This is a genomic window from Mycolicibacterium holsaticum DSM 44478 = JCM 12374, assembly GCF_019645835.1.
GTDB lineage: Bacteria > Actinomycetota > Actinomycetes > Mycobacteriales > Mycobacteriaceae > Mycobacterium > Mycobacterium holsaticum.
In genome coordinates this window covers 5,347,993-5,372,198 of the sequence record NZ_CP080998.1, presented here as the reverse complement: position 1 = coordinate 5,372,198, position 24,206 = coordinate 5,347,993, and the positions used below count along the sequence as shown (strand labels likewise).

Here is a 24,206-nt window from a genome sequence, read left to right as displayed (position 1 = left end):
AACCGTCGCAGAAAGTTGCGACACGCCGCGCAATGAGACGTTTCTGCGCCGGCTCGCGGGACAGTAGTGGCGATGGGCGGCCGCTACCGAATTCCCGGCGCCGGGGCAGAGCTCAACCGGCGTCACTTCATCGCGGCCCTGTCCGTTGCCAGCCTCGGCGCGGTCGGCATCAGTCGGTGTTCGTTCACCGGACGATCGCAGGTGGCCGGCGCCGCCGCCGAGGCGCCCGTCCCTGCGGCGGCCGTACCCGCCGCGTTGCTGCCGCCACCGCCGCCGGCGGCGCGGATCCCGCTGGCGCCCGGGGTGCTCAGCAATCTGCCCGGCGGCGGTGACCTGCTGGCGCTCACCGTCGATGACGGGGTCAGCAGCGACGTGGTGCGGGCATACACCCAGCTGGCCAAGGACACCGGCCTCCGGCTGACGTACTTCGTCAACGGCGTGTACCGGTCGTGGACCGAACACGCCGAACTGCTGCGGCCGCTCGTCGACGACGGCCAGATCCAGTTGGCCAACCACACCTGGCGGCATCCGGACCTGACCAAGATGCCGTTGATCGAAGTCGCAGAGGAGTTCCGGCACAACCACGACTTCTTGTGGAAGACATACGGTATCGACGCGCGACCGTACTTCCGGCCGCCGTACGGCGCGCACAACCCGCACGTCGACACGGTGGCCGCCGACCTCGGCTACACCGTCGACACATTGTGGTCGGGCACGCTGGAGGACCACGTGTGGATACCCGCAAGCGAAGTGGTGAAGATGGCCGACCGCTACTTTCACCCGCAGGCCATCGTGATCGGACACCTCAACCACGAACCCGTCACGCAGGTCTACGGGCAGTTGGTCGACATCATCCGCGCGCGCAAGCTGCGCACCGTGACGCTCAACGACGTCTTCCTCACGCCCTGATGCCGTCGCGCATCGGCTAACGTCGGTCTGGTGGCAGAGCCCGAACCCAAAGCGCTCGACGAACTGTTCACCCGCGTGCTGCACACCGAAGACGCCGCGCTGGCCGCGGCGCGCGAGTCGGCGCCGGCCGCGGGCATGCCCTCCATCGAGGTGTCGGCGCAGCACGGGAAGCTGCTGTACCTGCTCGCGACGGCCACGCGGGCCAGCCGCGTCCTGGAAATCGGCACCCTGGCCGGCTACAGCACCATCAACCTGGCGCGCGGCGTCGGCCCGGGCGGACGCGTCGTCACGCTCGAGTACGAGCCGGCACACGCCGAGGTGGCGCGGGAGAACCTGGCCCGCGCGGGGGTGGCCGACCGGGTCGAGATCGTCGTCGGCGCCGCGCTGGACACGCTGCCCAGCCTGGCTGCCCGCGACGAGACGTTCGACATGGTGTTCATCGACGCCGACAAGGAGAACAACGTCGCCTACGTCGAATGGGCGATCACGCTCAGCCGCCCCGGCGCGATCATCGTGGTGGACAACATCGCCCGGTTCGGCCGCGTGCTCGACCCCGCACCCGACGACGCGCAGGCCAAGGCCGTTCGCGACATGCTCGAGATGATGGGCGAACACCCCCGACTGGACGCCGCGGCGATCCAGACCGTCGGCGCCAAGGGCTGGGACGGCTTCGCGATCGCCGTTGTCACATAGGTCACGTGTGATTCTGCGACCGTGGACGGCGCCGCTGTGCTATCCACCGCATACAAAGCTTCTCGGTCGCCGAGGGCTTTCCCGTCGGAAGGAGCCTGCGATGGTGTCCAAGGTGCTGTCGATCACTGCCACAACCGGATGCGTAGCGCTGCTCTTCGCGCCGACGGCGGCCGCGGACCGCGCGCAGCCCGCACCGATGTACGGGTACTACGACGCGACGCTGGACCATTCGCGCCAGACGTTCAACGGGATGACGACACCCTCGGATCCCGCGGTGCAGCTGGGCCTGTTCACCACGACCTGCGATGTGACCGGCTGCGTCGTGGACTGGATGCGCGAAACCGACCTGGCCGAGAACCCGAATGCGCCAGCGCTTTACACCTATACGTGGAACAACGACCGGTGGGAGTCCAGCGGCGACTACCCGTTCCACTGTGGCGCGGGCGGCGACGGTGAAACGGTGCCGTCGTTCCGGTCGGATTTCTTACGGCCGGTCGGGAACGGAAGCTTCACCGGTGAGCGGACATTCACCGTCGCTGGACCCGGCTGTCCCGGTGAGGGGCCGGGCACCTACTGGCTGCCGATCGCGCTCAACCCGGTCGACCCGCCGCAACCGCGCTGACCCCGGCGGCCGGTTGAATTTGGGGTAGACGCACCGGTGTCAGCCGCAGACCGCCCCGATGGCCGCCGAACCCACCAGCTTGGTGTACTTGGCCAGCACCCCGGTGGTATAGACCGGCGGCAACGGCTCGAAACCGGCCTTGCGCGAATCGAATTCGGCCGGATCCACCAGCACATCCAGCGTGCCGTTGCCGACATCGAGCCGGATCCGGTCACCGTCGCGCAGGAACGCGATAGGCCCGGCGTCGACCGCCTCGGGGGCGACGTGCCCGACGCACAGCCCGGTCGTGCCGCCGGAGAACCGGCCGTCGGTCATCAGCAGCACGTCCTTGCCGAGACCGGCGCCCTTGATCGCACCGGTGATGGCGAGCATCTCGCGCATGCCCGGGCCGCCCTTGGGGCCCTCGTATCGGATGACCACGACGTCGCCCGCGGTGATCGTTCCGTCCTCGAGCGCATCCAGGGCAGCCCGTTCACGTTCGAAAACCCTTGCGGTGCCTTCGAACACATCGGAGTCGAAACCCGCGGACTTCACCACCGCGCCCTCGGGCGCCAGCGAGCCGTGCAGGATCGTGATGCCGCCGGTCGGATGGATCGGATTGTCCATCGCGCGCAACACCTTGCCGTCGGGATCCGGCGGTTCGATGTGGGCCAGGTTCTCGGCCATGGTCTGACCGGTGACGGTCAGGCAGTCACCGTGCAACAGACCGGCGTCCAGTAGCGCCCTCATCACCACCGGCACACCGCCGATCTCGTCGACGTCCTTCATCACGTGCCTGCCGAACGGCTTCACATCGGCCAGGTGGGGCACCTTCTGCCCGACGCGGGTGAAATCGGCCAGCGACAGTTTCACGTCGGCCTCGTGCGCGATCGCCAACAGGTGCAGCACCGCGTTGGTCGACCCGCCGAACGCCATCACCACCGCGATCGCGTTCTCGAAGGCCTCCTTGGTGAGGATGTCGCGAGCGGTGATGCCGCGCCGCAGCATCTCCACGACCGCTTCGCCGGATTTCCGCGCGAACTCGTCGCGGCGCTTGTCGACAGCCACCGGGGAGGCGCTGCCCGGCAGCGACATGCCCAGCGCCTCAGCGGCCGACGCCATGGTGTTGGCGGTGTACATGCCGCCGCAGGCGCCCTCGCCGGGGCAGATCGCGCGCTCGATGATGTCGACGTCCTCACGCGACATCAGCCCACGCGCGCACGCGCCGACCGCCTCGAACGCGTCGATGATCGTCACTTCCTTTTCGGAACCGTCGGTCAACTTGGCCACGCCCGGCATTATCGAGCCGTTGTAGAAGAACACGCTGGCCAGGTCGAGTCGGGCGGCCGCCATGAGCATGCCGGGAATCGACTTGTCGCACCCGGCCAGCAGCACCGTGCCGTCGAGGCGTTCGGCCTGCACGACGGTCTCCACGCTGTCCGCGATCACCTCGCGGGAGACCAGCGAGAAGTGCATGCCTTCATGGCCCATGGAGATGCCGTCGGACACCGAGATGGTGCCGAACTCCAGCGGATATCCGCCGGCCTCGTGCACGCCGGCCTTGACCGCCTGCGCCAGCCGTTGCAGCGACATGTTGCACGGGGTGATCTCGTTCCACGACGAACCAACACCGATCTGGGGTTTCACCCAGTCGTCGTCGCCCATGCCGACCGCGCGCAGCATCCCGCGGGCGGCCGCCTTCTCCAGGCCGTCGGTGACGTCACGGCTGCGGGGCTTGATATCGGGCTCGGTGGGGTCGATCTCGTGGTCAGGACCTGTGGGCATGACGCTCAGTATGCCCCTGGCGGGCATCCCGCCAAAACGAATTTATACCCCGAGGGGGTATCAGGTACCCTGGCCGCATGACGTCTCTCGCCACCCGGATCGTCGCGGTGTTCGCCGCGCTCGCAGCCGCATTGTTGCTGTCCTCGTGCACTTCGTCGGAGTCCGCCGACGGCCAAACCGACCATCAGCATCCCGACGCGCCGGCCATCACCGGTGAGCCGGCCGGCTACAACGCCGATGATGTCGCGTTTGCCACCAACATGATTCCGCACCACCAGCAGGCCGTCGACATGTCGGCGTTGGTGCCCGATCGGACCGCGAACCCCGAACTGATCGCGCTGGCCCAGCAGATCTCGGGCGCGCAGGAACCCGAGATCAAGGCGTTGCGGGTCTTCCTGGTGCAGTGGAACGAGAACCCCGATACGGCCACCGGCGAGGGTCACGCAAATCACGCCGACATGCAGGGCATGGTCGACGAGGCCACCATGGCCAGGCTGGAGTCGCTGCGCGGTGAGGAGTTCGACACGCTGTGGCTGGAGTCGATGATCAGCCACCACGAGGGCGCGGTCGAGATGGCCAAGGCCGAGATCGCCAACGGGGCAAACGTCGACGCGAAGAACATGGCCCAGACCATGATCGACAGCCAGCAGGCCGAGATCACCCAGATGCGCCAGATGCTCGGAGGGCCAAATGGCTGACCAGGCCGCAGAGGTGGCCACGCACGGCTACTCGGCGCAGAAGGACAACTACGCCAAGCGCCTGCGCCGCATCGAGGGCCAGGTCCGCGGCATCGCCAAGATGATCGACGAGGACAAGTACTGCATCGACGTGCTGACCCAGATCAGCGCCGTCAACAGCGCCCTGCAGTCGGTCGCGCTGGGCCTGCTCGACGAGCACCTCGGGCACTGCGTGGCCCAGGCGGTCGCCGAGGGCGGCGGGCAGGCCGATGCCAAGCTGGCCGAGGCGTCGGCGGCCATCGCCCGCCTGGTGCGGTCCTGATCACGCTCGGCCGTAACGTTTCGCGCCGGGAAACGATTAACACTGCAGGTCAGCGCGTTCCATCCGGTTATCGGCGCTGGTCCGACGGCTCCCTGACGCCCGGGGCCATGCCCGGCGCTGTGCCACACTGGATGGAAGTTCTGCGACTTGGAGGTCACGTATGCCGCAGCCGATGTTGAATCGACTGCTCACCGCGATTTGTGCGGCCGGGTTGGTCGGCGGGATGGTGCTTGCCAGCCCGTCCGCCCTGGCCCAGCCGGCTCTTCCGCCGCCACCCCCGGCGCCGATTGACCCGGCGGCCGCCCCGGTGCCGCCGCCCCCACCGGTGGATCCGGTGGCCTTCCCGCCGCCGCCCGGCCCGCCGGCGCCGGTCGCCGCACCGCCCGCGCCGGTCGCCGCACCGCCGGCGCCCAACCCGTTCCTTCCGGCGAACCCGTTCGCCCCACCGCAGCAGATACCCGCGGGCACACCGGCGGGCCAGAACCCGCTGCCCTACACCGGTGAGCCGGTGTTCGCACCGCCGACCTTCAACCCGGTGAACGGGTCCATCGTCGGCGCCGCCAAGCCGATCTACATCAACTTCCAGCGCCCGATCGCCGACCGCCAGATGGCCGAGGACGCGATCCACATCTCGTCCACCCCGCCGGTGCCCGGCCGGTTCTACTGGACCAGCGACACCCAGGTGCGCTGGCGGCCCCAGGACTTCTGGCCGGCAGGCACCATCGTCAACATCGACGCGGGCGGCACCAAGTCCAGCTTCAGCGTCCCCGAGCAGCTGGTCGCCACCATCGACGACTCCACCAAAGAGATGGAGATCATGCGCGACGGCGAGTTGATCAAGACGTTCCCGGTCTCGATGGGCAAGAAGGGCTACGAGACCAGAAACGGCACCTACTACGTGCTGGAGAAGTTCAAGGACATCGTGATGGACTCCTCCACCTACGGGGTGCCCGTCGACGATCCGCAGGGCTACAAGCTCAAGGTCAAGGACGCCGTCCGAATCGACAACCAGGGCATCTTCGTACACAGCGCGCCGTGGTCGGTCGGTGCCCAGGGCAACAGCAACGTCAGCCACGGCTGCATCAACCTCAGCCCCGAAGACGCCGCATGGTTCTACGACAACTTCGGCAGCGGCGACCCGGTCGTCATCAAGAACACCAAGGGCGGGTGGTACAACCAGCCCGACGGCGGGTCCGACTGGCAGATGTTCTAACTGACGAGCAGACGCAAAATCCCCCATTTCCCATGAGAAATGGGGGATTTTGCGTTCCCCAGCTTGCGCGTGGGCCCAGCTCGCGGACCTAGTTCCAGATCCGCACCCGGTGCTCGGGGGACAGGTACAGCGCGTCGTCCTCGCTGACGTCGAACGCCTCGTAGAACGCGTCCATGTTGCGGATCACGCCGTTGCACCGGAACTCCGGCGGTGAGTGCGGGTCGATCGCCAGACGCCGGATCGCCTCGGCGTCACGGGATTTCGTCCGCCACACCTGCGCCCAACCATAGAAGACCCGCTGCTCGCCGGTCAGCCCGTCGATCACGGGCGCTTCCCCGCGCTTCAGTGACAACCGATACGCGAGCAGCGCGATCGACAGACCGCCGAGGTCGCCGATGTTCTCGCCGACGGTGAACGCGCCGTTCACATGCGGAACGGGGCAGTGGCCGTTTCCTAATTGCCTTGGTACGTAGTCGTCGTACTGTTCGATGAGTTTCGTGGTGCGCGCACCGAACTCGGTGCGGTCCTCGTCGGTCCACCAGTCCACCAGGTTGCCGTCACCGTCGTACTTGGCGCCCTGATCGTCGAACCCGTGCCCGATCTCGTGTCCGATCACCGCCCCGATGCCGCCGTAGTTCGCCGCGTCATCGGCGTCGGCATCGAAGAACGGCGGCTGCAGAATCGCCGCGGGAAAGACGATCTCGTTCATCCCGGGGTTGTAGTAGGCGTTGACGGTCTGCGGCGTCATGAACCACTCGTCGCGGTCGACGGGGCCGCCCAGCTTGGCCAACTCGCGGTCGTATTCCACGCCATAGCCGCGCTGATAGTTTCCGTACAGATCCTCACGGGTGATCACCAGCGCCGAATAATCGCGCCACTTCTTCGGGTAGCCGATCTTCGGGGTGAACTTGTCGAGTTTGGCCAGCGCCTTCTCGCGGGTCTTCGGGGTCATCCAGTCCAGCGAGTTGATGCTGACCCGGTAGGCCTCGCGGATGTTGGCCACCAGCTCGTCCATTCGCTCCTTGGCGCGCGGCGGGAAATGCCGCTGCACGTAGAGCCTTCCGACCGCGTCGCCCATCAGGCTCTCGACCACCGACACCGCACGCTTCCACCGGTCGCGGATCTGCTCGGTGCCCGAGAGCAGCCGGCCGTAGAACGCGAAGTCCTCGGCGACCAGATCGTCGGTCAGCAGGAACGCGCGGGCGTGGATGATCCGCCACCGCAGCCAGTCCTTCCAGTCCTCGAGATCGCCTGCGGACCACTGCGCGGCGAATGCGGTGAGGTAATCGGGTTGGCGCACAACGACTTCAGCGGCCATCTTGGGGCTTGCACCCAGCGCCCCGACCCAGCCGGCCCAGTCGAATCCTTGCGCCTCGGCGGGCAGGTCGTCGAGCCGGCGCAGGTTGTAGGCCAGGTCGGCGTCGCGCCGCTTGACGACGTCCCAGTGCGCGGCGGCCAGTTTGGTCTCCAGCGCCACGATCCGCGCGGCGGTGTCGTCGTGGTCGCCGTCTCCGTAGACCAGCGCGAACATCGCGGCGATGTGCTCGGGGTAGGCGGCGAGAATCTCGGCGTGCTGTTCGTCGCGGTAATAGGACTCGTCGGGCAGGCCGAGCCCGGACTGGTTCAGATACACCAGGTAGCGGGTGGAGTCCTTGGCGTCGGTGTTGACGTAGGCGCCGACCCCGCCGCCCACGCCGGTGCGCTGCAGCGCGCCGAGCACCGCGGCCAGCGCCTCGGGGCTGTCGGCGGCATCGACCGCGCCCAGTTCCTCGAGCAGCGGCTGCACACCCCGCGCGGCGATCGTCGCCTCGTCCATGAAGCTCGCGTAGAGGTCGCCGATGCGCTGTTCGTCGGTGCCCTGGGCGGCCCGGGACGCGGCGGCTTCGGTGATCAGGTCACGCACGTGCTCCTCGGCCCGGTCGTACAGCGACCGAAAGGCGCCGTCGGTGGCGCGGTCGGCCGGCATCTCGTACTCGGCCAGCCAGCGGCCGTTCACATGGCCGAACAGGTCGTCTTGCGGGCGCGCGTCGGCGTCGACGTGGCTCAGGTCGATTCCGGAACGAATGGCTTCAACAGTCACCCCACCAGGGTGCCAGAACGCGCGCCCGGCACCGCCAGCCCTTCGAGGATCTCGGCGATGCGGTCGAGCGCGTCGACGCCGCGGATCTCGCGACGCAGCCTGCGCGCCGCGGTGCGATAGCAGCCGATGGTGAGCACCGCGTCGACCGCAGCCGCGAGGGCAGAGCGACCCGGGCGCGACGTGGCCAGGTTGATGCCGACCCCGGCGTGCGCGACGCGGGCTGCCACCTCCGGTTTGTCGGCGGTGCCGCCCGCGACCACCAACGGCACGCCGTGCGCCAGCGCCTGATGTACCCCGCCGTATCCGCCGTTGGTGACCATCACGTCGACGTGCGGCAGCAGCTCCGCGTACGGCAGGAAGTCGGTGACGTAGGCGTTGGCGGGCACGGGTCCCGGCAGCGCCGAACGGTCGGAGCGGCCAGTGGTGGCGACCACGAGCACGTCCTCGCGGTCGGCCAGCGCGTCGATGGTCGGGCGCAGCAGCGCGTCGAGGTCGTCGTTGTCCCAGGTGCCCTGGGTGACGTGCACGACGGAGCGCGGGTCGCCTGCCAGATCCCACGGCAGCCCGCGTGGCTGCGGCGCGGCCGGTGGCAGCACCGGCCCGGTGAACGCGACGGTGGACGGCAGATCGCTACGGGCGTACTCCAGCGACGGCACCGTGAACTGCAGCACCCGGTCGGCCAGCAGCGGCCAGTCGGTGAGGAACACCGGCGACGGCGGCGCTCCGACCGATGCCAGTGCGTCGTTGAGACCGGTGCGCACGTCGGCGAACAGCAGCCGGTGCGTCACCCACGTCATCGCCTCGTAGTTCACGTCAACGCGCGGGGTGAACGCCGCCCCGAACGGCGGGGTGTCGGCGCTGGACACCGTCAACGGGCCGACACCGCCCACCGCGATCCACGGGCGCGGGCCGTGACCGGTCAGCAGCGGCAGCGCGCCGGTGAACGCCACGTCGCACAGCACCGCGTCGAACATGTTGGCGCGCAGTGCTTTCCGCAGCGCCCGGTACTGCGCGGGCAGCGGGTCGATGAACACCGACCGCATCTCGGAGCGGCCGCGGTACCAGCGGTCGAGCAGCGGCGGAAGCGCGCGCAGCCCGCCGCCGTCGCGCCGCGGATGCGCCCGCGACGGCAGCCTCAGATACGCCAGCCCGCGCGACGTCACGTCGGCGCGGTGTTCGGCGCCGGTGAGCACGGTGACGCGGTGCCCGCGCGCACGCAGGTCGGCGCCGACGTGCAGCAGCGGTAACACATGGCCGGGGATCGGGCTGGCCGCAATCAGATAGTCGCCCACAGCCCCCAGGGATACCCACCCGGGCGGCGAACCCCGTGTGAGATTGACCGCTCCACGCCCCGGTCGCCCAGCCCGGTAGCCTCACGCCCATGCCCGACGACGCCGCCCCGCCGGACCCCGATGACCAGGACGGTCCCGTCTTCAGCAGCTACGGCATCGCCTCGACGGTTCTCGGCGTCATCGCGGTGGTCGCCGTCGCGCTGGCCGCGCTGATCTGGACACAGCACCGCGAGGACGTCGGGGAGCTGCAGTACCGCACCCGCGTGCTGGCCGCCGCCGCCGACTGGACCACCACGCTGATCAACATGAACAAGGACACCGTGGAAGCCAGCATGGTCAAGCTGCACGAAGGCACCGTGGGCCAGCTCAACGCCGACTTCGATGCGGCCGTCAAGCCCTACCGCGAGCTGGTGCAGACGCTGCAGTCCAACACCCGCGGCCAGGTCGACTCGGTGGCGGTCGAGTCGATCCACCGGCCCGGGGCCGGGGCCACCAACGCGCCGCCGCCGCGGCCGCAACCCGAGCTCAGCGAGTTCGCGGAGCGCACCGACACCGTGATGGTGGTGGCGACGTCGGTCAGCGAGAACGCCGGTGACGACAAGCCGCGCACCGTGCGCTGGACGCTGCGCCTGGACGTCGCCGACGTCGACGGCGACCTGCTGATCTCGCGGCTGGAACCAATCCGATGAGAAACGCTTGGCGCGTCGCGGCGTTCGACATCGCCGCACCCGTCGCGGCGATCGCGGCGCTGGTCTACATCGGGGTCGCGCTGGCCTGGCCGCTGTGGTGGGTGGCGGTCTGCTCGGTGCTGTGCGTGCTGATCGTCGAGGGCGTCGCCGTCAACGTGGTGCTGGCGCGCCGCGACGGGGTGACCGTGGGCACCGACGACGACGGGCCCGCGCTGCGGTTGGCGGTGGCCACCGTCGCCGCCGCGGCCGTGGTGGCGACGGTGGCCGTCGGCTACGTCCAGTGGACGGTGCCCGACCGCACCCTGCACGACGACACCAACGAAGTGGTGGGCATCGCCACCAGCATCGCCGAGGCCTCCGCGACGTTCACCCCGCAGAACCCGAGCGCGTCGATCGACCGCGCCGCGGCGATGATGTCCGCCCAGAGCGCCGAAGCGCTCAAGAACCAGTTCGCCACCGTGGCAAAGCAACTGACCAGCAAGAACATCTCCGCGCAGGCCAGCACCATCTCCGCGGGCGTCGAGGCGATCGGCCCGAGCGCGGCGAGCGTGGCGGTGATCCTGCGCGGCACCCAGAACGCGCCGGGCAAGCCGCCGGAGAACGCGATCCTGGCGTTGCGGGTTCAACTGACCAAACACGACGGCCGTTGGCTGGTCGACGACCTGAGCCCGATCCACTCCCGCTGACCCCAGGCGATTTGTGTGCGTTCTGTTGCGGTCAGCGCGCTATAACGCACACAAGTCGCTAGCCCAGCAGCCGGGCGTGGTCGACCTTCAGGCAGCGGTCCATCACCACCTGCAGGCCGGCCGCCGCACCGTCGCGGGCCACCTGCTCATCGCGCAGACCCAGCTGCAGCCACAGCACCTTGGCGCCGACCGCGATGGTCTCCTCGAGCACCGCAGGCAGATGCTCGCGGCGGCGGAACACGTCGACGAGATCGGGCACCACGGGCAGCTCGGCCAGCGACGGATAAACCGGCGTGCCGTCGACTTCACTGACCGTCGGGTTGACCAGATACAGCTCGTAGTCGCTGACCGACTTCAGGTACGTCCACACTTCGTGGCTGGCCCTTGCGGGGTTGGCCGAGGCGCCGACGATCGCCACCGTGCGGGTGTCCCGCAGGATCTGCTCAAGATCCATCGGGCCGCGCCGACCGCATCTTGGCGAACCGCTCTGCGAGCTTGCTCATCCGCACCATCAGCGACGCCGCCGGGCTGGCTTCCCCGGTCAGATAGGTGTTGAAATCGGCGTTGCGGACACCGATGCGCGACGCGAACTCCTGCTGCCCCAGACCGGACTTCTCCAGCAGTGCGCGGATGTGGCGGGCCACCTCGGCGCGCTCGTTGGCCTCCATGTGCTCGCGGGTGCGGCTGAGCACCTCGGCGAGCGCCTTGGACACCCCGTAGGGCCGAGCGGTTTCCAGCACCTCCTCGACCTGGCGCGCGGTGCGGCCGAAGGGATCACGTTTGATCGCGGCGACGATGCGCTGCCAGACCGCGAGGTCATCGGTCTCCAGGGCAGCGCGGATCGCGGCGGTGGGCCAGAACTCCACCGGCCGGTCGTCGAACACCGGGCGCTGCGGACCGTCGGAGACGGACTCGCGGCTGTCATCCCGGATCTCGGAAGTCACTGTCACCTCGCCTCCTCCAGCATCGCCACGGCCACCGACAGGCAGCGCTGCCGGACCCTGGCCCAATCCGTCTCCGCCTCAGGACCCGACATCCGGGTGTCGTGCTCATCCGACGGCTGCGGGTCGGCCAGTCGGCGCACCAACTGGGTGGCCACCCATTGTTGCCTTGCCTGCTCTCCAGCGTAGTACCGGTCCATCCCGCCCAGCACCAGCGCGGCCGTCCGAGTCTCAAGGCCGTCGACCAACTCGGCGAACTCCGCGAAGTCCCGTGCGCTGTTGCGGCACATGATCAGGTAGCCCTTCAACCGCAATGTCTCAGCGCAGGTGGGGATCTGGAGACGGTCACCGGTGGGCAGTTGGACGTTGGTGGTCTCCACCGGGCTGCACCGCTTGAGCACCGCGCTCTCGTAGTCCGACGCCGCCTCGAGCGCGTCGAGCGCCACCGCGAGCCGGCCGCGCCACAGCGTCACCGGATGCACCGGCAACGCCGTACCGGTCATGGTCTTGGTGCCCGCGCCGTTTCGATGGCCGCCGTTGAGCACATCGGCGGTGCGCAACGTGGTGGTGACGGGTTCGCAGCCGCTGAGCGCCAGCGGATCGGACACGGTAACCGCGTGGGGAGCAAGGGTTTTCAGCCGGGCCGCGGACTTGACCACGGTGCGCAGGTCCGAGCCGGAGGGGCCGAGCGAGGAGATGTCGTCGGGGATGATCACCAGATCGGGCGTATCCACCTTGGGTAGCGGCTTCTCGAAGTCCACCGACGGCAGGATGCGGTCCAGCCAACGCGGCAGCCACCAGTTCCACTCGTCGAACATCGCCATCAGCGCGGGCACCAGCACCAGCCGCACCACCGTCGCGTCGACGGCGATGGCCACCGCGCACGCCACGCCGAGCTGGGCCACCAGCGGCATACCGGCGAACGCGAACCCGATGAACACCGCGATCATGATCAGCGCGGCGCTGGTGATGGTGCGGGCGCTGGTGCTCACCCCGTACGCGACGGCGTCGCGGGTGTTGTGGGTCTGCAGATACCGCTCGCGGATACGGGTCAGCAGGAAGATCTCGTAGTCCATGGAGAGGCCGAACGCGATCGCCAGCACCAGCGGCGGAATCGTGCTGTCCAGCGACGAGATCGGCGCGAAGCCGAGCACCTCCAGCCAGCCCCACTGGAACACCGCGACCAGGCTGCCGTAGGCCGCCGCCACCGACAGCACCGTCATCAGCACGCCCTTGGCGGCCAGCACCGGGGAGCGGATCGCCACCAGCAGCATCACGAACGCGATCAGCGCCACGAACACGAACACCAGCGGTTGGGTCGCCGCCACCCGGTCGTCGAAGTCCTTGATCAGCGCGGTCGGCCCGCCGACGTCGATGCGGGCGCCGTCGAGTCCCGGGGTGTTCGGTAGCTCCGCGCGCATCCAGTTGACCGCGTCGCGGGCGGCCATGTCCTCGGGATCCACCGACAACACCGCCGAAAGCAAGGCGTGCCGGTAGTCCTCCCCGAACACCGGCGGTGTCACCGATATGACGTTGGGGCCCTGGGCCATTCGCTGCCGGATCGATTCCAGCACCGGTTCCTTCGACGGCGCCGATGCCGCATTGCCGTCGGGGAAGCTCACCAGCACCCGAACCGGGCCGAGCGCGCCGGGGCCCAACGCCTCAGCCGCCGCGTTGACGCCGCCGCGGATCTCGTGCGTCGGCTCGAACTGGCGTTGCATGCTGTTGCCCAGCACCATTGAAAATGCCGGGAACGCCAAAATCAGCAGCAGCGCCGACGCCGTCAGCGCCGACAGCCACGGGCGGCGCATCACCTGACCGGTCCAGCGGGTCCAGAACCGTGACTGGGTGGTCTCCGGCCTGCGGGACCAGTGCAGGTACGACGACCGTTTGGCCGCCCGCCGCCCGAACGTGGCCAGCACGGCAGGCGTCAGCGTCGTCGATGTCAGCACGGCCACCGCGACCGCGAGGATCGCGCCGGTGGCCATCGACTCCAGCACCGGGGTCGCGATCAGATAGATGCCGGTCACCGACGCGATCACCGTCACGCCGGAGAGCACCACGGCCAGCCCGGAGGTGGCCATCGCGGCGTCGGCGGCCTGGTCGGCGTCGCGGCCGGCGCGCAGTTCTTCGCGGAACCGCATGAGGATGAACAGCGAGTAGTCGATGGCCACGGCGATGCCGAACATGGACACCGTCGACGTGACGAACACCGACATCGTGGTGACCATCGACAGCAGGTAGACCAGGCCCATCGTCACCACTACCGTGCAGATGCCCAGCAGCAGCGGCATCGCCGCGGCCGCCAGCGAGCCGAACACCGCGAGCAATATGATCAGGACGATCGGAAGGTTCCACCGCTCGGCCTGAGCGATGTCGTGTTTGGTGGCCTGCGACGCGGCCGCGCCCAGTGCGCCCTGGCCGATGACATACAGCTTGACCTTGCCGTTGGCGATCTCGCCGGGGTCCTCGCCGTCGACGCCGACCTTCTCGCGCAGCTGTTTGGCGACATCGACGGCGCCGGTGTTGTCGAAGTCCAGCTCAAGCGTGACGACGTAGGGCCGGTCCGGTTGCGGCGGCGGCTGGCGCGGGGTGGGCACCGCCTTGACGCTGGGCACCTCGGCGGCCACCCGTTCCAGGTGCGCGACGGCGACGTTCATGTCCTCATACGACGCGTCGGCGCGCGGGGCGGCGACCAGCGCCAACGGGGACGCACCCTGGTCGGGGAAGTGCTCTTCGAGCTCGCGCTGCACGCGCAGCGACTGGGAGCCTTCCACCTCGAACCCGCCGCCGGTCAGCTGGCCGCCGTGGCCCAGCCCGAGATAGATCGACGGCACCAGAAGTAGCAGCCAAACCGCGAACACCGCCCAGCGATATCTGCGCAGGGTGCTGCTCAAGCGCATCATGAACTGCTGGATGGTGAACTCCCCATTTCTGCACGGCGTTTCGTAGCGTGAGCGTACAACAGGCTGTGGTATTGCGCGGTCGGGCGAACAACCTGCCAGCAACGCTTTAAGCACTTCTAATCCTGCCCTGTGGATAGCGTCGGCGCCGGTGTGGGCTGGCTGCGGGTTTCCTGTCCGACGCCGGTGGATGGGCCTGCGGAATTCGCGGGTCCGGCGCAGCAGATGGCAATATGTGCGCTGGCAGGTTCGCCGCGCTTTTCGTCGGCCTTGTCGTCGGGGACACCGCTGCCGCCGATCGCATGTTTTGCGAGGCAGCGCAAACGTCCGCCAGCCGTTAGGAGTGCCCATGCAACCGACCACCCGTGCCCTGCGACGCGGCCTCACCGCCGTGTTCGCCGCTACCGCCGCCGCAGGCGCAGTGGTGGCCGGGCTGACCATGCCGACGGGCCCCTTGACCCCGTCGGCGACGGCCGCCGCCGACCCGTGCGCGGCCAGCGAGGTCGCCAAGACGATCGGTTCGGTCGCCACGTCGATCGGCGACTATCTCGACGAGCATCCGCAGACCAACCAGGCGTTGACGACGATCTCGCAGCAGCAGGCCGGGCCGCAGTCGCTGGGTGCGCTCAAGGCCTACTTCGACGCGAACCCGAAGGCGGCCAAGGAGCTGCAACAGCTGCAGCAGCCGCTGGCTTCGCTGTCCAGCCGGTGCAAGCTGCCGCTCACCCTGCCCCAGCTGATGGGTCTGATGCAGCAGGCGCAGCAGTCCGTGCAGCAGCCGCCCGCGAGTTTGCCAGGGACGCTGCCGTCGGCGCAGAACGTGGGATTGCCCGATACGTCGGCCGCGGTGCAGTCGCCCGCGCGGTCGACGGTTTCGCCCGGCCCGGGCCGGTTGCCGGGGCCGGCCATCACAGGCTTGCCGTAGCCGCAGGCGACGCGAGCACCCGTGCAGGTGGGGGCCTGAACTGCGGTTTCGGACTTTCTTGCGGCCGGTTCATCGCAAGACAGGAAAGTCGGCGGACATTCTGCTTAGCTTTTCAGGGTTGGTCCCAGTTGGTTTATGTCGGTAACCGCCCACGGTTACGGCCACTCCACTTTCGACGAAGGAGCTTGTCCATGTTGCTCTCGGCCCGTTCTGCGCGACGTGCAGTAGCTGGCGCGGTCGGCACCGGCGCGATTGCCGGTGCGATGTTGTTTGGTGCTGCGACCGTGGCGCCGTCGGCCCTGGCCGACGCGCCACCGAACTGCACCGCGGCCGATCTGGCCGGTGTGGCATCCGGCGTCTCGGCTGCGACGTCGGCGTACCTGTTCACGCACCCCGATGTGAACTGGTTCTTCACCAGCCTCGAGGGTCTCGAGCGTGAGGACGTCCAGCCCAAGGTCAAGGAGTACCTGAACAACAATCCTCAGGTGCGTGCCGAGCTGACGAACATCCGTCAGCCGCTGGTCGACCTGAAGAACCGCTGCGGCGACACCAACGGTGACGGTCTCGCCGATCCCATCTGATAATCCGCGTGCCGGCTGGGCCGCCCGCGCAGCAGGACAGCGCGGGCCGCACCGTGCTGATGGTCGACGACGACCCGGATGTCCGGACGTCGGTGGCGCGCGGACTGCGCCATTCCGGGTTCGACGTCCGGGTCGCGGCCAGCGGTAAAGAGGCGCTGCGGCTGCTGTCCACGGAAACGCACGACGCGCTGGTGCTCGACGTGCAGATGCCGGAGCTCGACGGCGTCGCGGTGGTGACCGCGCTGCGCGCGTTGGGAAACGACATCCCGATCTGCGTGCTGTCGGCGCGTGACACCGTCAACGACCGCATCGCCGGGCTGGAAGCCGGCGCCGACGACTACCTGACCAAACCGTTCGACCTGGGGGAGTTGGTGGCCCGGCTGAACGCGCTGCTGCGCCGGTCGAGCCACTCCGACCAGTCGTCACACCCGATGACCGTGGGCCCGTTGACGATCGACACCGCACGCCGGTTGGTGTTCGTCGAAGGGGAGCGCGTCGATCTGACCAAGCGCGAGTTCGACCTGCTGGCCGTGCTGGCCGAGAACGCGGGCGTGGTGCTGAGCCGCCAACGGCTGCTGGAACTGGTCTGGGGCTACGACTTCGACGTCGACACCAACGTCGCCGACGTGTTCATCTCCTATCTGCGGCGCAAGCTCGAACGCGATGGGCTGCCGCGGGTCATCCACACGGTTCGCGGGATCGGGTACGTGCTGCGAGACGAGTCGTGAGCCACCACCGGCCCGACGAGGCCTGACGGGTGCGCGCACCGCGGTTCCTGCGCTCGGCGTCGCTGCGCACCCGGGTGGCGGTGGCCGCAGCGGTGGCCGCGGCCGCCGTCGTCGCCGCATTCACCGTGTTGACCTCGGTGGTGTTGGCGAACAACGATGACGAGCAACTGGATCGGCGCCTCGACGCGATCATCGCCGCGAGCATGCGGCCCAGCCAACTCGACGACCCACGCCAGGGCGTGCTGACAACAGGCCGGTCGGTGTCCGACGGCCAGGTGGTGTTCCAGCGCGGCTTCCAGCTGCCGCGGCTCGCACCGGGCACCGACACCGTGGAGGTCAACGGCGTGGAGTACCGGGTCCGCACCATCACCGTCGAGCAGCAGGGCGGGCTGCTGATGTCGGTCGGCATCCGCGCCGACAGCATCCTGTTGAGCCCGTCGCGGATCCCGGCCTACACCGCGGTCGGGGTGGTGACGGTGTTGATCGCCGGCGGGCTGGGATGGCTGCTCGCCGGCCCGGCGATCCGCCCGCTGCGCAACCTGACCGAGCACACCAAGCGGCTCGGCAAGGACACCGAGAAGCTGCCTGCGGTGCACGGGGTGCGTGAAGCCGAGGAGCTGTCCGAGGCGATGACCGAGATGCTGCGCCGGCTGGCCGCCGCCCAGCAGTCCACCACCAACTCGTTGCAGGCCGCTCAGGATTTCGCCGCCACCGCCGCCCACGAACTGCGCACCCCGTTGACCGCGATGCGCGCCGATCTGGACACGCTGCGGATCCACGACCTACCCGCCGATGAACGTTCGGAGGTGGTGGCCGACCTGGCCCGCGCGCAGCGCCGGGTGGAGGCGATCATCACCGCGCTCGGTCAGCTGGCGTCGGGTCAGCTCGCGCAGCCCAAGGACCGCGAGCTCATCGACGTCACCGACCTGCTCGACCGCGTCGCACGGGAGAACAGCCGGCCGGGCAGCCCTGCGCAGATCGTGGTGGACGCCGACGACCGCCTCGGCTCCATCTGGGGCTGGCCCAGCGGGCTGCGGCTGGCGGTGGACAACCTGGTGCGCAACGCGATTCACCACGGTCAGGCGACGCGGATCGTGCTCACCGCGCAGCGCCACGACACTGTGGTGACGATCGTCGTCGACGACAACGGCCGCGGCCTTCCGGTCGCCGAGCACCGATCGGTGCTGGGCCGGTTCGCCCGCGGCAGCACCGCCGCACCGGGCGGTTCCGGGCTCGGGCTGGCGCTGGTCGCCCAGCAGGCCACCCTGCACGGTGGCGACATCGAGTTGTCCGACGGTCCGCTCGGCGGGTTACGCGCCACGCTGACCGTGTCGTCCTCAGCGGCGGCTCACCATGACCGCGACGACGACGCGCCAGCCCAGTAGCAGCACCGCGGTCGAAATCGACGCCACCACAACGAAACTCGGCGCCACACCGGCTGAGGTCAGCTTGCGCAGCAGCATCCCCACCACGATCGTGCACACCCACACCAGCACGCCGGTCGGCACCACCGCGACCGGCCGGCGCCAACCGCGCGACACCAGCCAGCCGAGCGCGGCCCCGGACAGAAACGGCCACGCCGTCTCGGCGATGCCAGCCAGGTCGAGGCCTTCGGCGTGGCTGCGCCTGCCGACGGTACAGAACACGACGACGCAGACGAGGTCGGTGGCCAGCGCGGTCAGCGCAGGGCGGGTCTGCTCGTCGACGAGGGGCGGCATGCGGGCTCCAATCACGCCTGGGTGGCGTCGGCAATTGCGTCGGGGTCTATCTCCGACTCGGTACGGAACATGAAGAAGAACACCACCCAGCCGATGGCCGCGATGAACACCCAGCTGATCAGCCGGTAGATGAGCATCGCCGAGATCGCCGAAGCCAGCGTCATCCCGCTCGACACCAGACCGGGCACCAGCACCGCCTCCACCATCAGCAGCCCGCCGGGCATCAGCGGTATCGAGCCGACCGCGCGGGCGGCCACGTAGGCCACCACCACCCCGAGCAGCGAGGGCCGCTCCCCGGCCGCGTAGCAGGAGAACAGCAGCGTGGCCACGCCGGTAACCAGCGTGAACATCGACCACACGAACGCGACGCCCAGCTGCGGGCGTGACAGCTTCACCGACTCGAGCTGCGCGAGCGTCTCGCGCCACTTCGTCACACCGTTGTCCGCCGGTTTGGTGCGCAGATAGTTCACCCACGACAGCACCCGCACCCCGATGCCGTCGAGCAGTTCGGGCCGCGACGCGACCGCCTGGGCCAGCACGATCAGCAGAAGGAACCCGGCGAGCGTGAAGACCAGCGAGAAGGGGTTCTGCCGCGCGCCCAGAAAGAACGCGCTGCCGAGCCCGAGCAGGGTCAGGCTGATGACCTGCAGCGCGCCCGACATCACCAACTGCCACGACGCCACGACCGGTGTCGCACCCCAGATGCGTTGCTGCCGGTAGATGAACGTCGCCGACAGCACTGGGCCGCCGGGCAGCGTGGTGCTCAGCGAGTTGCCTGCGTAGAACGCCGCCTGAGATCGCCACTGCCGCACCGGAACCCCGGCGGACCGCAGCAGCTTGCGCTGGATGTCGCCGAAGAAGTGCATCGAGGCCAGCGCGGTGCCCACCGCGGCCAGCGCCCAGGCCCAGTTGGCGGTGTAGAGGCTGTGCCAGGCCTTGGCGAGCTGATCCCACACCAACCCGAGTTCGACGGCGAGGACGACGACCACGACGGCGATGACCACCCATCGCAGCCACCAGTACTTACCGCGGGCGGGGCGCCCTTGGCTGCGGGCCTCGCTCGCCGGCGCGTCGTGAGACACGACCTACAGGGTAGAGCGTGGCGGGCCCGATTCTGGGACCCATACGCAGTTCGGCCGATGCAGGCCTGCGGCCGTTACGCTAGCGGGATGCCCGCGGGTCTATCTGTGGATGACGAGGCGGTCAGCCCGCTCGTCCGGAAAGCCGCGGCGTGGTCGTGGCGACTGTTGGTGATCATGGCTGCCGTCGTGACCCTGCTCTGGGTGGTCAAACAGCTCGAGATCATCGTCGTCCCGGTTGCGCTGGCGACGATCCTGGCCGCGCTTCTGATGCCCGCCGTCGACTTCCTGCACCGTCGCGGTGCGCCGCGCGGCGGTGCGGTGGCGCTGATGCTGCTCGGCGGGTTCGCGGTCGTCGGCGGAATCATGACGTTCGTCGTCAGCCAGTTCATCGAGGGCGCACCGGCGCTCGTCGAACAGGTGACCCACAGCATCGACGGCGTCGGGAACTGGCTGACCGACGGCCCGCTGCGGGTCAGCGACCAGCAGATCGACCAACTGCAGAAGGCGGCGGTCGATGCGCTGCGCAACAACCAGGAGCGGTTGACCAGCGGCGCACTCTCCACGGCGACGACGGTGACCGAGATCGTCACCGGCGCGCTGCTGGTGCTGTTCACGTTGATTTTCCTGTTGCACGGCGGGCGCAACATATTCGCGTTCGTCACCCAGGTGTTTCCCGACCACGTGCGCGACCGGGTGCGCGACGCCGGCAAGGCCGGGTTCCGCTCGCTGATCGGCTATGTCCGTGCGACGTTCCTGGTCGCGCTGGTCGACGCGGTGGGTATCGGCACCGGTCTGGCCATCATGGGGGTGCCGCTGGCGCTGCCGTTGGCGTCGCTGGTGTTTCTCGGCGCGTTCATCCCGCTGGTCGGCGCCGTGATCACCGGGTTCCTTGCGGTGATCGTCGCGCTGATCGCCAAGGGCTGGATCTACGCGCTGATCACGCTGGGCTTGATCATCGCCGTGCAGCAGTTGGAGGGCCATGTCCTGCAACCGCTGGTGATGGGACGCGCGGTGTCCATCCATCCGCTGGCCATCGTGCTGGCGATCGCGGCGGGCGGGGTGATGGCCGGCATCATCGGGGCGTTGCTGGCGGTGCCGGTGATGGCGTTCCTCAACAGCGCGGTGCGGGTGTTGATGGCGCGGGACCCGGTGGCTGAGGAAGCCGCGCTGGCGGCCCAGGACGGCGGGCGGGTCGAGGCCGAACCCGACGAGGTGCCGTCGCCCTCAGCGGACTAACCCGACGCCGAGAGCCCGATCCGCACGCCGAGATTGACGAAATGGCGCAATCTTCCGGCACTTTCGCGCCGGTATGTCCCTTTGGGCGTTAGAGACGGCCTTCGCGCCGCAGCAGGTCCTGCGCGCTCACCCCGCCGCCGCGCCGCTTGGGCTCCTCGCCCTCACGGGTGTCGATCTTCTCCGTGGCCTCGGGATCGCCGCTGCTTTGCGGCGCGTTCCCCTTTTGCCGTACCGCGCGGAACGCCGTCGTGGCGTCGTCGTCCTGCGCGGCGTTGGTTGCCCTGCCCTCGGGCGGGTTGCCCAGCGTCGGAAGCGCTGTCGTCGGCTCGTTGCCGGGCTCGGGGCGCGGTGAGCGCGGCATCGCGCGGGTGGCCTCGGCCGACGGCCGTGCGGTTGGCGGTCCTTGTTTGACGGGCGGCGGCGGCCCGGGCGGTGTTGCGGTGCCGCGCAATTCGCCCAGCCACGACTCGATTTCACGGTCCTCGCGCGGCGCCTGCGGGGCAGGCGGAGCCGGCGGTTTGGCGGCCTGACGGGTCGCGGCGGCCGCACTGTTCACCGCATTGCGTACGGCGTTGCGGGCCATCGCGATCCGCGTGGTCGGCGGCTCCTCGGCCTTGGCTGCGCCCGGCATCCGCGTGGTGCCCGCGCCCGACGGCGCAGCGCCCGGCGTGGCGATCCGCGTCGTCGCACCGGAACGCGGCGGAGCCTCGGGCACCGGATGGGTCGGATCGTGCGGTGGCCGCGGCCGGCCCACCGGGCGCGGCGGGACCGGTGCGCCGGCACCCACCAACGCCTCCGGGCTTTCCGCGGTCTCCCGCACCGTCGGGCGCTTGCGTTCGTCGGGCAGTTCGGTTTCGCCCAGCCCCAGGCGCTCCTGGAGCCGCTTCATCCAGCGCGGCGCCCACCAGCAGTCGTCGCCGAGCAGCTTCATCACCGCGGGCACCAGGAACATCCTGACCACGGTGGCGTCCAGCAGCAGCGCGATCAGCAGGCCGAACGCCAGGTACTTCATCATCACCAGGTCGGAGAACACGAACGCGCCCGCGACGACGGCCAGCACCAGCGCGGCGCCGGTGATCAACCGGCCGGTGGTCGCGGTGCCGATCCGAATCGCCTCGGCGGTGGACATCCCGCGTTCGCGGGCCTCCACCATGCGGGACACCAGGAACACCTCGTAGTCGGTGGACAGCCCCCAGATCACCGCGATGATCAGGCCGATCATCGGCGCCATCAACGGTTGCGGGGTGTAGTTCATCACCCCGGAGCCGTGCCCGGTGACGAACATCCAGGTGAGCACGCCCATCGTCGAGCCAAGGGTCAGCGCGCTCATCACCGCGGCCTTGATCGGCAACACCACCGACCCGAACGCCAGGAACATCAGGATCGTCGTGGTGACGATCAGAAGCGTCACCATCAGCGGCAGCTTGTCGAACAGGCTGTGAATGCTGTCCTGCTCCAAAGCCGGTGTGCCACCGACGGATACCGTGATGCCCCGCGGCGGTGACAGGGCACGCAGCTCGTTGATCTTCTTGGCGGCGTCGTTGCGGTTCTCCAAACCGTTCTGGATCACCCGCACCGACGGATCCTTCGAGCCGCCCTCCTGAACGGCGCGCTCCTGCCACATCTTCGACGGGTCGTCCTCGGGTTCGATGAAGCCCGGCACCGTCATCGCCTTGTTGCGGATCTCGGCGACCTGCTGGTCGGTCACCGGCTCGCCGTCCTGGCGTTCCATCACGATCGTCAACGGTTCAGTGCGGAAGCCGGGGAAGTTCTTGTCGAACTCTTCCTGCGCCAGGCGCACCGAGTTGTCGGGCGGCAGATACTTTTCGCTGATGCCGCCCAGCGACAGCTGACCCAGCGGAATGATCAGCAGGATCATCACGATCACGATCGGCGCGGCGAACGCGATGGGACGCTTCATCACCCGATTGACCAGCTTGCCCCAGAAACCCTGCTCGACCTCGGCGCGGGTCTTGGTCTTCTGCGTCTTCTCCGCCAGCCACTCCAGGTAGACGCGCATCGGCTTCCAGTTACGGAAGAACGGCACCCGCAGCAGCGTGCGCACCCCGAGCGCGTCGACGTTGGGCCCGAGGATGGCCAGCGCGGCGGCCAGGACGGTGACCGACAGGATCGCCGCCAGCATCACCGAGGCGATGATCGCGTAGGTGATCGACTTGAGGAAGCCCTGCGGGAACAGCAGCAGCGGCACCGACGACGCCACCAGGATGACCGCCGAGAACATGACGGTACGACCCGACGTCATCACCGTGCGGCGCACCGCCGCCTCGGTGTCGTAGCCCTCGGCGATCTCCTCTCGGAACCGGCTGACCATGAACAGCCCGTAGTCGACCGCGATGCCCAGACCCATCAGCGTCACCACCGGCTGGGCGAAGAAGTGCACGGGCATGAACTCGGCGAGCAGGCGCATGATGCCCAGCGCGCCGGCGATCGTCAGACCGCCGATGAGCCCGGGCAGCGCGGCCGCCACCACCCCGCCGAACACGAAGAACAGCACCACACACACCAGCGGGATGGCCGCGATCTCCGCACGCCGCTGGTCCTCGCCGATGCTGCCGGTCAACTCGCTGGCCAGCGGGTTGAGCCCGGCCAGCTTGATGCGGCCGTCGTTGACCTGCTGCAGGTCGGGTTCGACGGCCTGATAGTTCTTCAGGATCTCGTCGTCGGTGTCGCCCTTGAGCGGGATGCTGATGAAGGTCTTGGACAGGTCGTCGGTCTTCATCTGCTGGACGGTCTCGCTGGCGGCGTCGGGCGCCTTCAGCCAGCCGACCCAGCCCACCACCTGATCCGGGTGATCCGCGACGAAACCGTCGAGCTCGCCGACGACGTCGCGCTGCCAGTCCGGGTTGTCGACCTTCTCCCCGTCGGGCGGGGTGAGGATGGCCACCACATGGCTGGTGCGGTCGCGGCCGTAGACCTCGTCACCGACCACCGACGCGTGCACGGACTCGCTGCCCTCGTCGTAGAAGCCGCTTTGGGTGACGTGGTCGCCCAGGCTGATGCCGAACACACCGCCACCAAGGCACAGTGCGACCATGATGCCGATGACGATGTATCGAAACCGGTACACCGTTCGACCCCACCAGGCGAACACGTAAGCTCCTTACGTTGACAAAGTCTTGTTGAC

General features: G+C 68.8%; 22 protein-coding genes. 13 read left to right on the top strand and 9 right to left on the bottom strand.

From position 1 onward, the window contains the following. Nucleotides 1–72: 72 nt before the first annotated feature. The 3 genes from K3U96_RS25630 to K3U96_RS25620 all read left to right on the top strand — a co-directional run bounded on the left by K3U96_RS25630 (nucleotide 73) and on the right by K3U96_RS25620 (nucleotide 2,224). Nucleotides 73–909 (top strand): polysaccharide deacetylase family protein, encoded by an 837-nt coding sequence (locus tag K3U96_RS25630; protein WP_220691519.1) that lies wholly within the window; start codon nucleotides 73–75, stop codon nucleotides 907–909. Between the two features lie 30 nt (nucleotides 910–939). After that, entirely contained in the window at nucleotides 940–1,602 is a 663-nt protein-coding gene (locus tag K3U96_RS25625) for an O-methyltransferase (RefSeq protein WP_220691518.1), read from the top strand. Between the two features lie 100 nt (nucleotides 1,603–1,702). Continuing rightward, nucleotides 1,703–2,224, top strand: a complete 522-nt coding sequence (locus K3U96_RS25620; RefSeq protein ID WP_452299542.1) for an MBOE_33420 family protein — start codon at nucleotides 1,703–1,705, stop codon at nucleotides 2,222–2,224. 39 nt (nucleotides 2,225–2,263) lie between these two features. On the opposite strand, the gene ilvD is transcribed toward K3U96_RS25620, so the two are convergent. Then, the gene (ilvD, locus tag K3U96_RS25615) at nucleotides 2,264–3,988 is read right to left on the bottom strand and encodes a dihydroxy-acid dehydratase (protein WP_220691517.1); all 1,725 of its coding nucleotides are present in this window, start codon (nucleotides 3,986–3,988) and stop codon (nucleotides 2,264–2,266) included. Between the two features lie 77 nt (nucleotides 3,989–4,065). Here ilvD and K3U96_RS25610 point away from each other — a divergent pair, with 77 nt between their 5' ends. From K3U96_RS25610 to K3U96_RS25600, 3 genes are all read left to right on the top strand, one after another. Beyond that, nucleotides 4,066–4,686, top strand: a complete 621-nt coding sequence (locus K3U96_RS25610) for a DUF305 domain-containing protein (RefSeq protein ID WP_220691516.1) — start codon at nucleotides 4,066–4,068, stop codon at nucleotides 4,684–4,686. Further along, on the top strand, nucleotides 4,679–4,987 hold the full coding sequence (gene ricR / locus K3U96_RS25605) for a copper-sensing transcriptional repressor RicR (protein ID WP_220691515.1): 309 nt from the start codon (nucleotides 4,679–4,681) through the stop codon (nucleotides 4,985–4,987). The genes K3U96_RS25610 and ricR overlap by 8 nt, the downstream gene beginning before the upstream one ends. Nucleotides 4,988–5,147: 160 nt before the next feature. Beyond that, entirely contained in the window at nucleotides 5,148–6,200 is a 1,053-nt protein-coding gene (locus K3U96_RS25600; protein WP_220691514.1) for a L,D-transpeptidase, read from the top strand. Nucleotides 6,201–6,288: 88 nt separating this feature from the next. On the opposite strand, the gene K3U96_RS25595 is transcribed toward K3U96_RS25600, so the two are convergent. Both K3U96_RS25595 and K3U96_RS25590 read right to left on the bottom strand, forming a co-directional pair. Continuing rightward, nucleotides 6,289–8,280, bottom strand: coding sequence for a M13 family metallopeptidase (locus K3U96_RS25595; protein ID WP_220691513.1), 1,992 nt, complete (start codon nucleotides 8,278–8,280; stop codon nucleotides 6,289–6,291). Beyond that, on the bottom strand, nucleotides 8,277–9,572 hold the full coding sequence (locus K3U96_RS25590; RefSeq protein WP_220691512.1) for a glycosyltransferase: 1,296 nt from the start codon (nucleotides 9,570–9,572) through the stop codon (nucleotides 8,277–8,279). The genes K3U96_RS25595 and K3U96_RS25590 overlap by 4 nt, the downstream gene beginning before the upstream one ends. 89 nt (nucleotides 9,573–9,661) lie before the next feature. Between K3U96_RS25590 and K3U96_RS25585 the strand changes: the two genes are divergently transcribed. Then, entirely contained in the window at nucleotides 9,662–10,261 is a 600-nt protein-coding gene (locus K3U96_RS25585; protein WP_220691511.1) for a hypothetical protein, read from the top strand. Then, entirely contained in the window at nucleotides 10,258–10,947 is a 690-nt protein-coding gene (locus tag K3U96_RS25580) for a hypothetical protein (RefSeq protein ID WP_220691510.1), read from the top strand. The genes K3U96_RS25585 and K3U96_RS25580 overlap by 4 nt, the downstream gene beginning before the upstream one ends. A gap of 58 nt (nucleotides 10,948–11,005) precedes the next feature. Here the strand turns inward: K3U96_RS25580 and K3U96_RS25575 are convergent, their stop codons facing one another. From K3U96_RS25575 to K3U96_RS25565, 3 genes are read right to left on the bottom strand one after another with little or no spacing between them, the layout of a single operon-like run. Then, nucleotides 11,006–11,401, bottom strand: a complete 396-nt coding sequence (locus tag K3U96_RS25575) for a CoA-binding protein (protein ID WP_220691509.1) — start codon at nucleotides 11,399–11,401, stop codon at nucleotides 11,006–11,008. After that, a complete protein-coding gene (locus tag K3U96_RS25570) occupies nucleotides 11,391–11,897 on the bottom strand; it encodes a helix-turn-helix domain-containing protein (RefSeq protein WP_110917370.1) in 507 nt (168 codons plus the stop codon). Before K3U96_RS25570 ends, K3U96_RS25575 begins: the two co-directional genes overlap by 11 nt. Next, nucleotides 11,894–14,794 carry an MMPL family transporter gene (locus tag K3U96_RS25565; protein WP_220691508.1) on the bottom strand — a complete coding sequence of 967 codons (2,901 nt, stop codon included), beginning with the start codon at nucleotides 14,792–14,794 and terminating at the stop codon, nucleotides 11,894–11,896. The genes K3U96_RS25570 and K3U96_RS25565 overlap by 4 nt, the downstream gene beginning before the upstream one ends. Before the next feature lie 346 nt (nucleotides 14,795–15,140). Here K3U96_RS25565 and K3U96_RS25560 point away from each other — a divergent pair, with 346 nt between their 5' ends. From K3U96_RS25560 to K3U96_RS25545, 4 genes are all read left to right on the top strand, one after another. Next, nucleotides 15,141–15,716 (top strand): hemophore, encoded by a 576-nt coding sequence (locus K3U96_RS25560; protein WP_220691507.1) that lies wholly within the window; start codon nucleotides 15,141–15,143, stop codon nucleotides 15,714–15,716. 191 nt (nucleotides 15,717–15,907) lie between these two features. Beyond that, complete coding sequence (locus K3U96_RS25555) at nucleotides 15,908–16,297, top strand: heme-binding protein (RefSeq protein WP_069403814.1); 390 nt, start codon at nucleotides 15,908–15,910, stop codon at nucleotides 16,295–16,297. A 59-nt stretch (nucleotides 16,298–16,356) separates the two neighbouring features. After that, on the top strand, nucleotides 16,357–17,025 hold the full coding sequence (locus tag K3U96_RS25550; protein ID WP_205870944.1) for a response regulator transcription factor: 669 nt from the start codon (nucleotides 16,357–16,359) through the stop codon (nucleotides 17,023–17,025). A 29-nt stretch (nucleotides 17,026–17,054) separates the two neighbouring features. Further along, nucleotides 17,055–18,410, top strand: coding sequence for a sensor histidine kinase (locus K3U96_RS25545; protein WP_220691506.1), 1,356 nt, complete (start codon nucleotides 17,055–17,057; stop codon nucleotides 18,408–18,410). Here K3U96_RS25545 and K3U96_RS25540 read toward each other — a convergent pair. Further along, a complete protein-coding gene (locus tag K3U96_RS25540; RefSeq protein ID WP_069403817.1) occupies nucleotides 18,363–18,743 on the bottom strand; it encodes a DUF3054 domain-containing protein in 381 nt (126 codons plus the stop codon). The genes K3U96_RS25545 and K3U96_RS25540 overlap by 48 nt on opposite strands. Nucleotides 18,744–18,754: 11 nt before the next feature. Beyond that, on the bottom strand, nucleotides 18,755–19,825 hold the full coding sequence (locus tag K3U96_RS25535; RefSeq protein ID WP_069403818.1) for a lysylphosphatidylglycerol synthase transmembrane domain-containing protein: 1,071 nt from the start codon (nucleotides 19,823–19,825) through the stop codon (nucleotides 18,755–18,757). Between the two features lie 87 nt (nucleotides 19,826–19,912). Here K3U96_RS25535 and K3U96_RS25530 point away from each other — a divergent pair, with 87 nt between their 5' ends. Continuing rightward, the gene (locus K3U96_RS25530; protein WP_069403819.1) at nucleotides 19,913–21,061 is read left to right on the top strand and encodes an AI-2E family transporter; all 1,149 of its coding nucleotides are present in this window, start codon (nucleotides 19,913–19,915) and stop codon (nucleotides 21,059–21,061) included. A gap of 88 nt (nucleotides 21,062–21,149) precedes the next feature. On the opposite strand, the gene mmpL3 is transcribed toward K3U96_RS25530, so the two are convergent. Beyond that, the gene (gene mmpL3 / locus K3U96_RS25525) at nucleotides 21,150–24,173 is read right to left on the bottom strand and encodes a trehalose monomycolate exporter MmpL3 (protein ID WP_069403820.1); all 3,024 of its coding nucleotides are present in this window, start codon (nucleotides 24,171–24,173) and stop codon (nucleotides 21,150–21,152) included. Between the last annotated feature and the right edge of the window lie 33 nt (nucleotides 24,174–24,206).

What these genes read in the sequence shown, in the direction of transcription:
- K3U96_RS25630 (WP_220691519.1), top strand. Translation starts at nt 73, where the DNA reads ATGGGCGGCCGCTACCGAATTCCCGGCGCCGGGGCAGAGCTCAACCGG.
- K3U96_RS25620 (WP_452299542.1), top strand. Translation starts at nt 1,703, where the DNA reads ATGGTGTCCAAGGTGCTGTCGATCACTGCCACAACCGGATGCGTAGCG.
- ilvD (WP_220691517.1), bottom strand. Translation starts at nt 3,988, where the DNA reads ATGCCCACAGGTCCTGACCACGAGATCGACCCCACCGAGCCCGATATC.
- K3U96_RS25610 (WP_220691516.1), top strand. Translation starts at nt 4,066, where the DNA reads ATGACGTCTCTCGCCACCCGGATCGTCGCGGTGTTCGCCGCGCTCGCA.
- ricR (WP_220691515.1), top strand. Translation starts at nt 4,679, where the DNA reads ATGGCTGACCAGGCCGCAGAGGTGGCCACGCACGGCTACTCGGCGCAG.
- K3U96_RS25600 (WP_220691514.1), top strand. Translation starts at nt 5,148, where the DNA reads ATGCCGCAGCCGATGTTGAATCGACTGCTCACCGCGATTTGTGCGGCC.
- K3U96_RS25585 (WP_220691511.1), top strand. Translation starts at nt 9,662, where the DNA reads ATGCCCGACGACGCCGCCCCGCCGGACCCCGATGACCAGGACGGTCCC.
- K3U96_RS25580 (WP_220691510.1), top strand. Translation starts at nt 10,258, where the DNA reads ATGAGAAACGCTTGGCGCGTCGCGGCGTTCGACATCGCCGCACCCGTC.
- K3U96_RS25575 (WP_220691509.1), bottom strand. Translation starts at nt 11,401, where the DNA reads ATGGATCTTGAGCAGATCCTGCGGGACACCCGCACGGTGGCGATCGTC.
- K3U96_RS25565 (WP_220691508.1), bottom strand. Translation starts at nt 14,794, where the DNA reads ATGATGCGCTTGAGCAGCACCCTGCGCAGATATCGCTGGGCGGTGTTC.
- K3U96_RS25560 (WP_220691507.1), top strand. Translation starts at nt 15,141, where the DNA reads ATGCAACCGACCACCCGTGCCCTGCGACGCGGCCTCACCGCCGTGTTC.
- K3U96_RS25555 (WP_069403814.1), top strand. Translation starts at nt 15,908, where the DNA reads ATGTTGCTCTCGGCCCGTTCTGCGCGACGTGCAGTAGCTGGCGCGGTC.
- K3U96_RS25550 (WP_205870944.1), top strand. Translation starts at nt 16,357, where the DNA reads ATGGTCGACGACGACCCGGATGTCCGGACGTCGGTGGCGCGCGGACTG.
- K3U96_RS25540 (WP_069403817.1), bottom strand. Translation starts at nt 18,743, where the DNA reads ATGCCGCCCCTCGTCGACGAGCAGACCCGCCCTGCGCTGACCGCGCTG.
- K3U96_RS25530 (WP_069403819.1), top strand. Translation starts at nt 19,913, where the DNA reads ATGCCCGCGGGTCTATCTGTGGATGACGAGGCGGTCAGCCCGCTCGTC.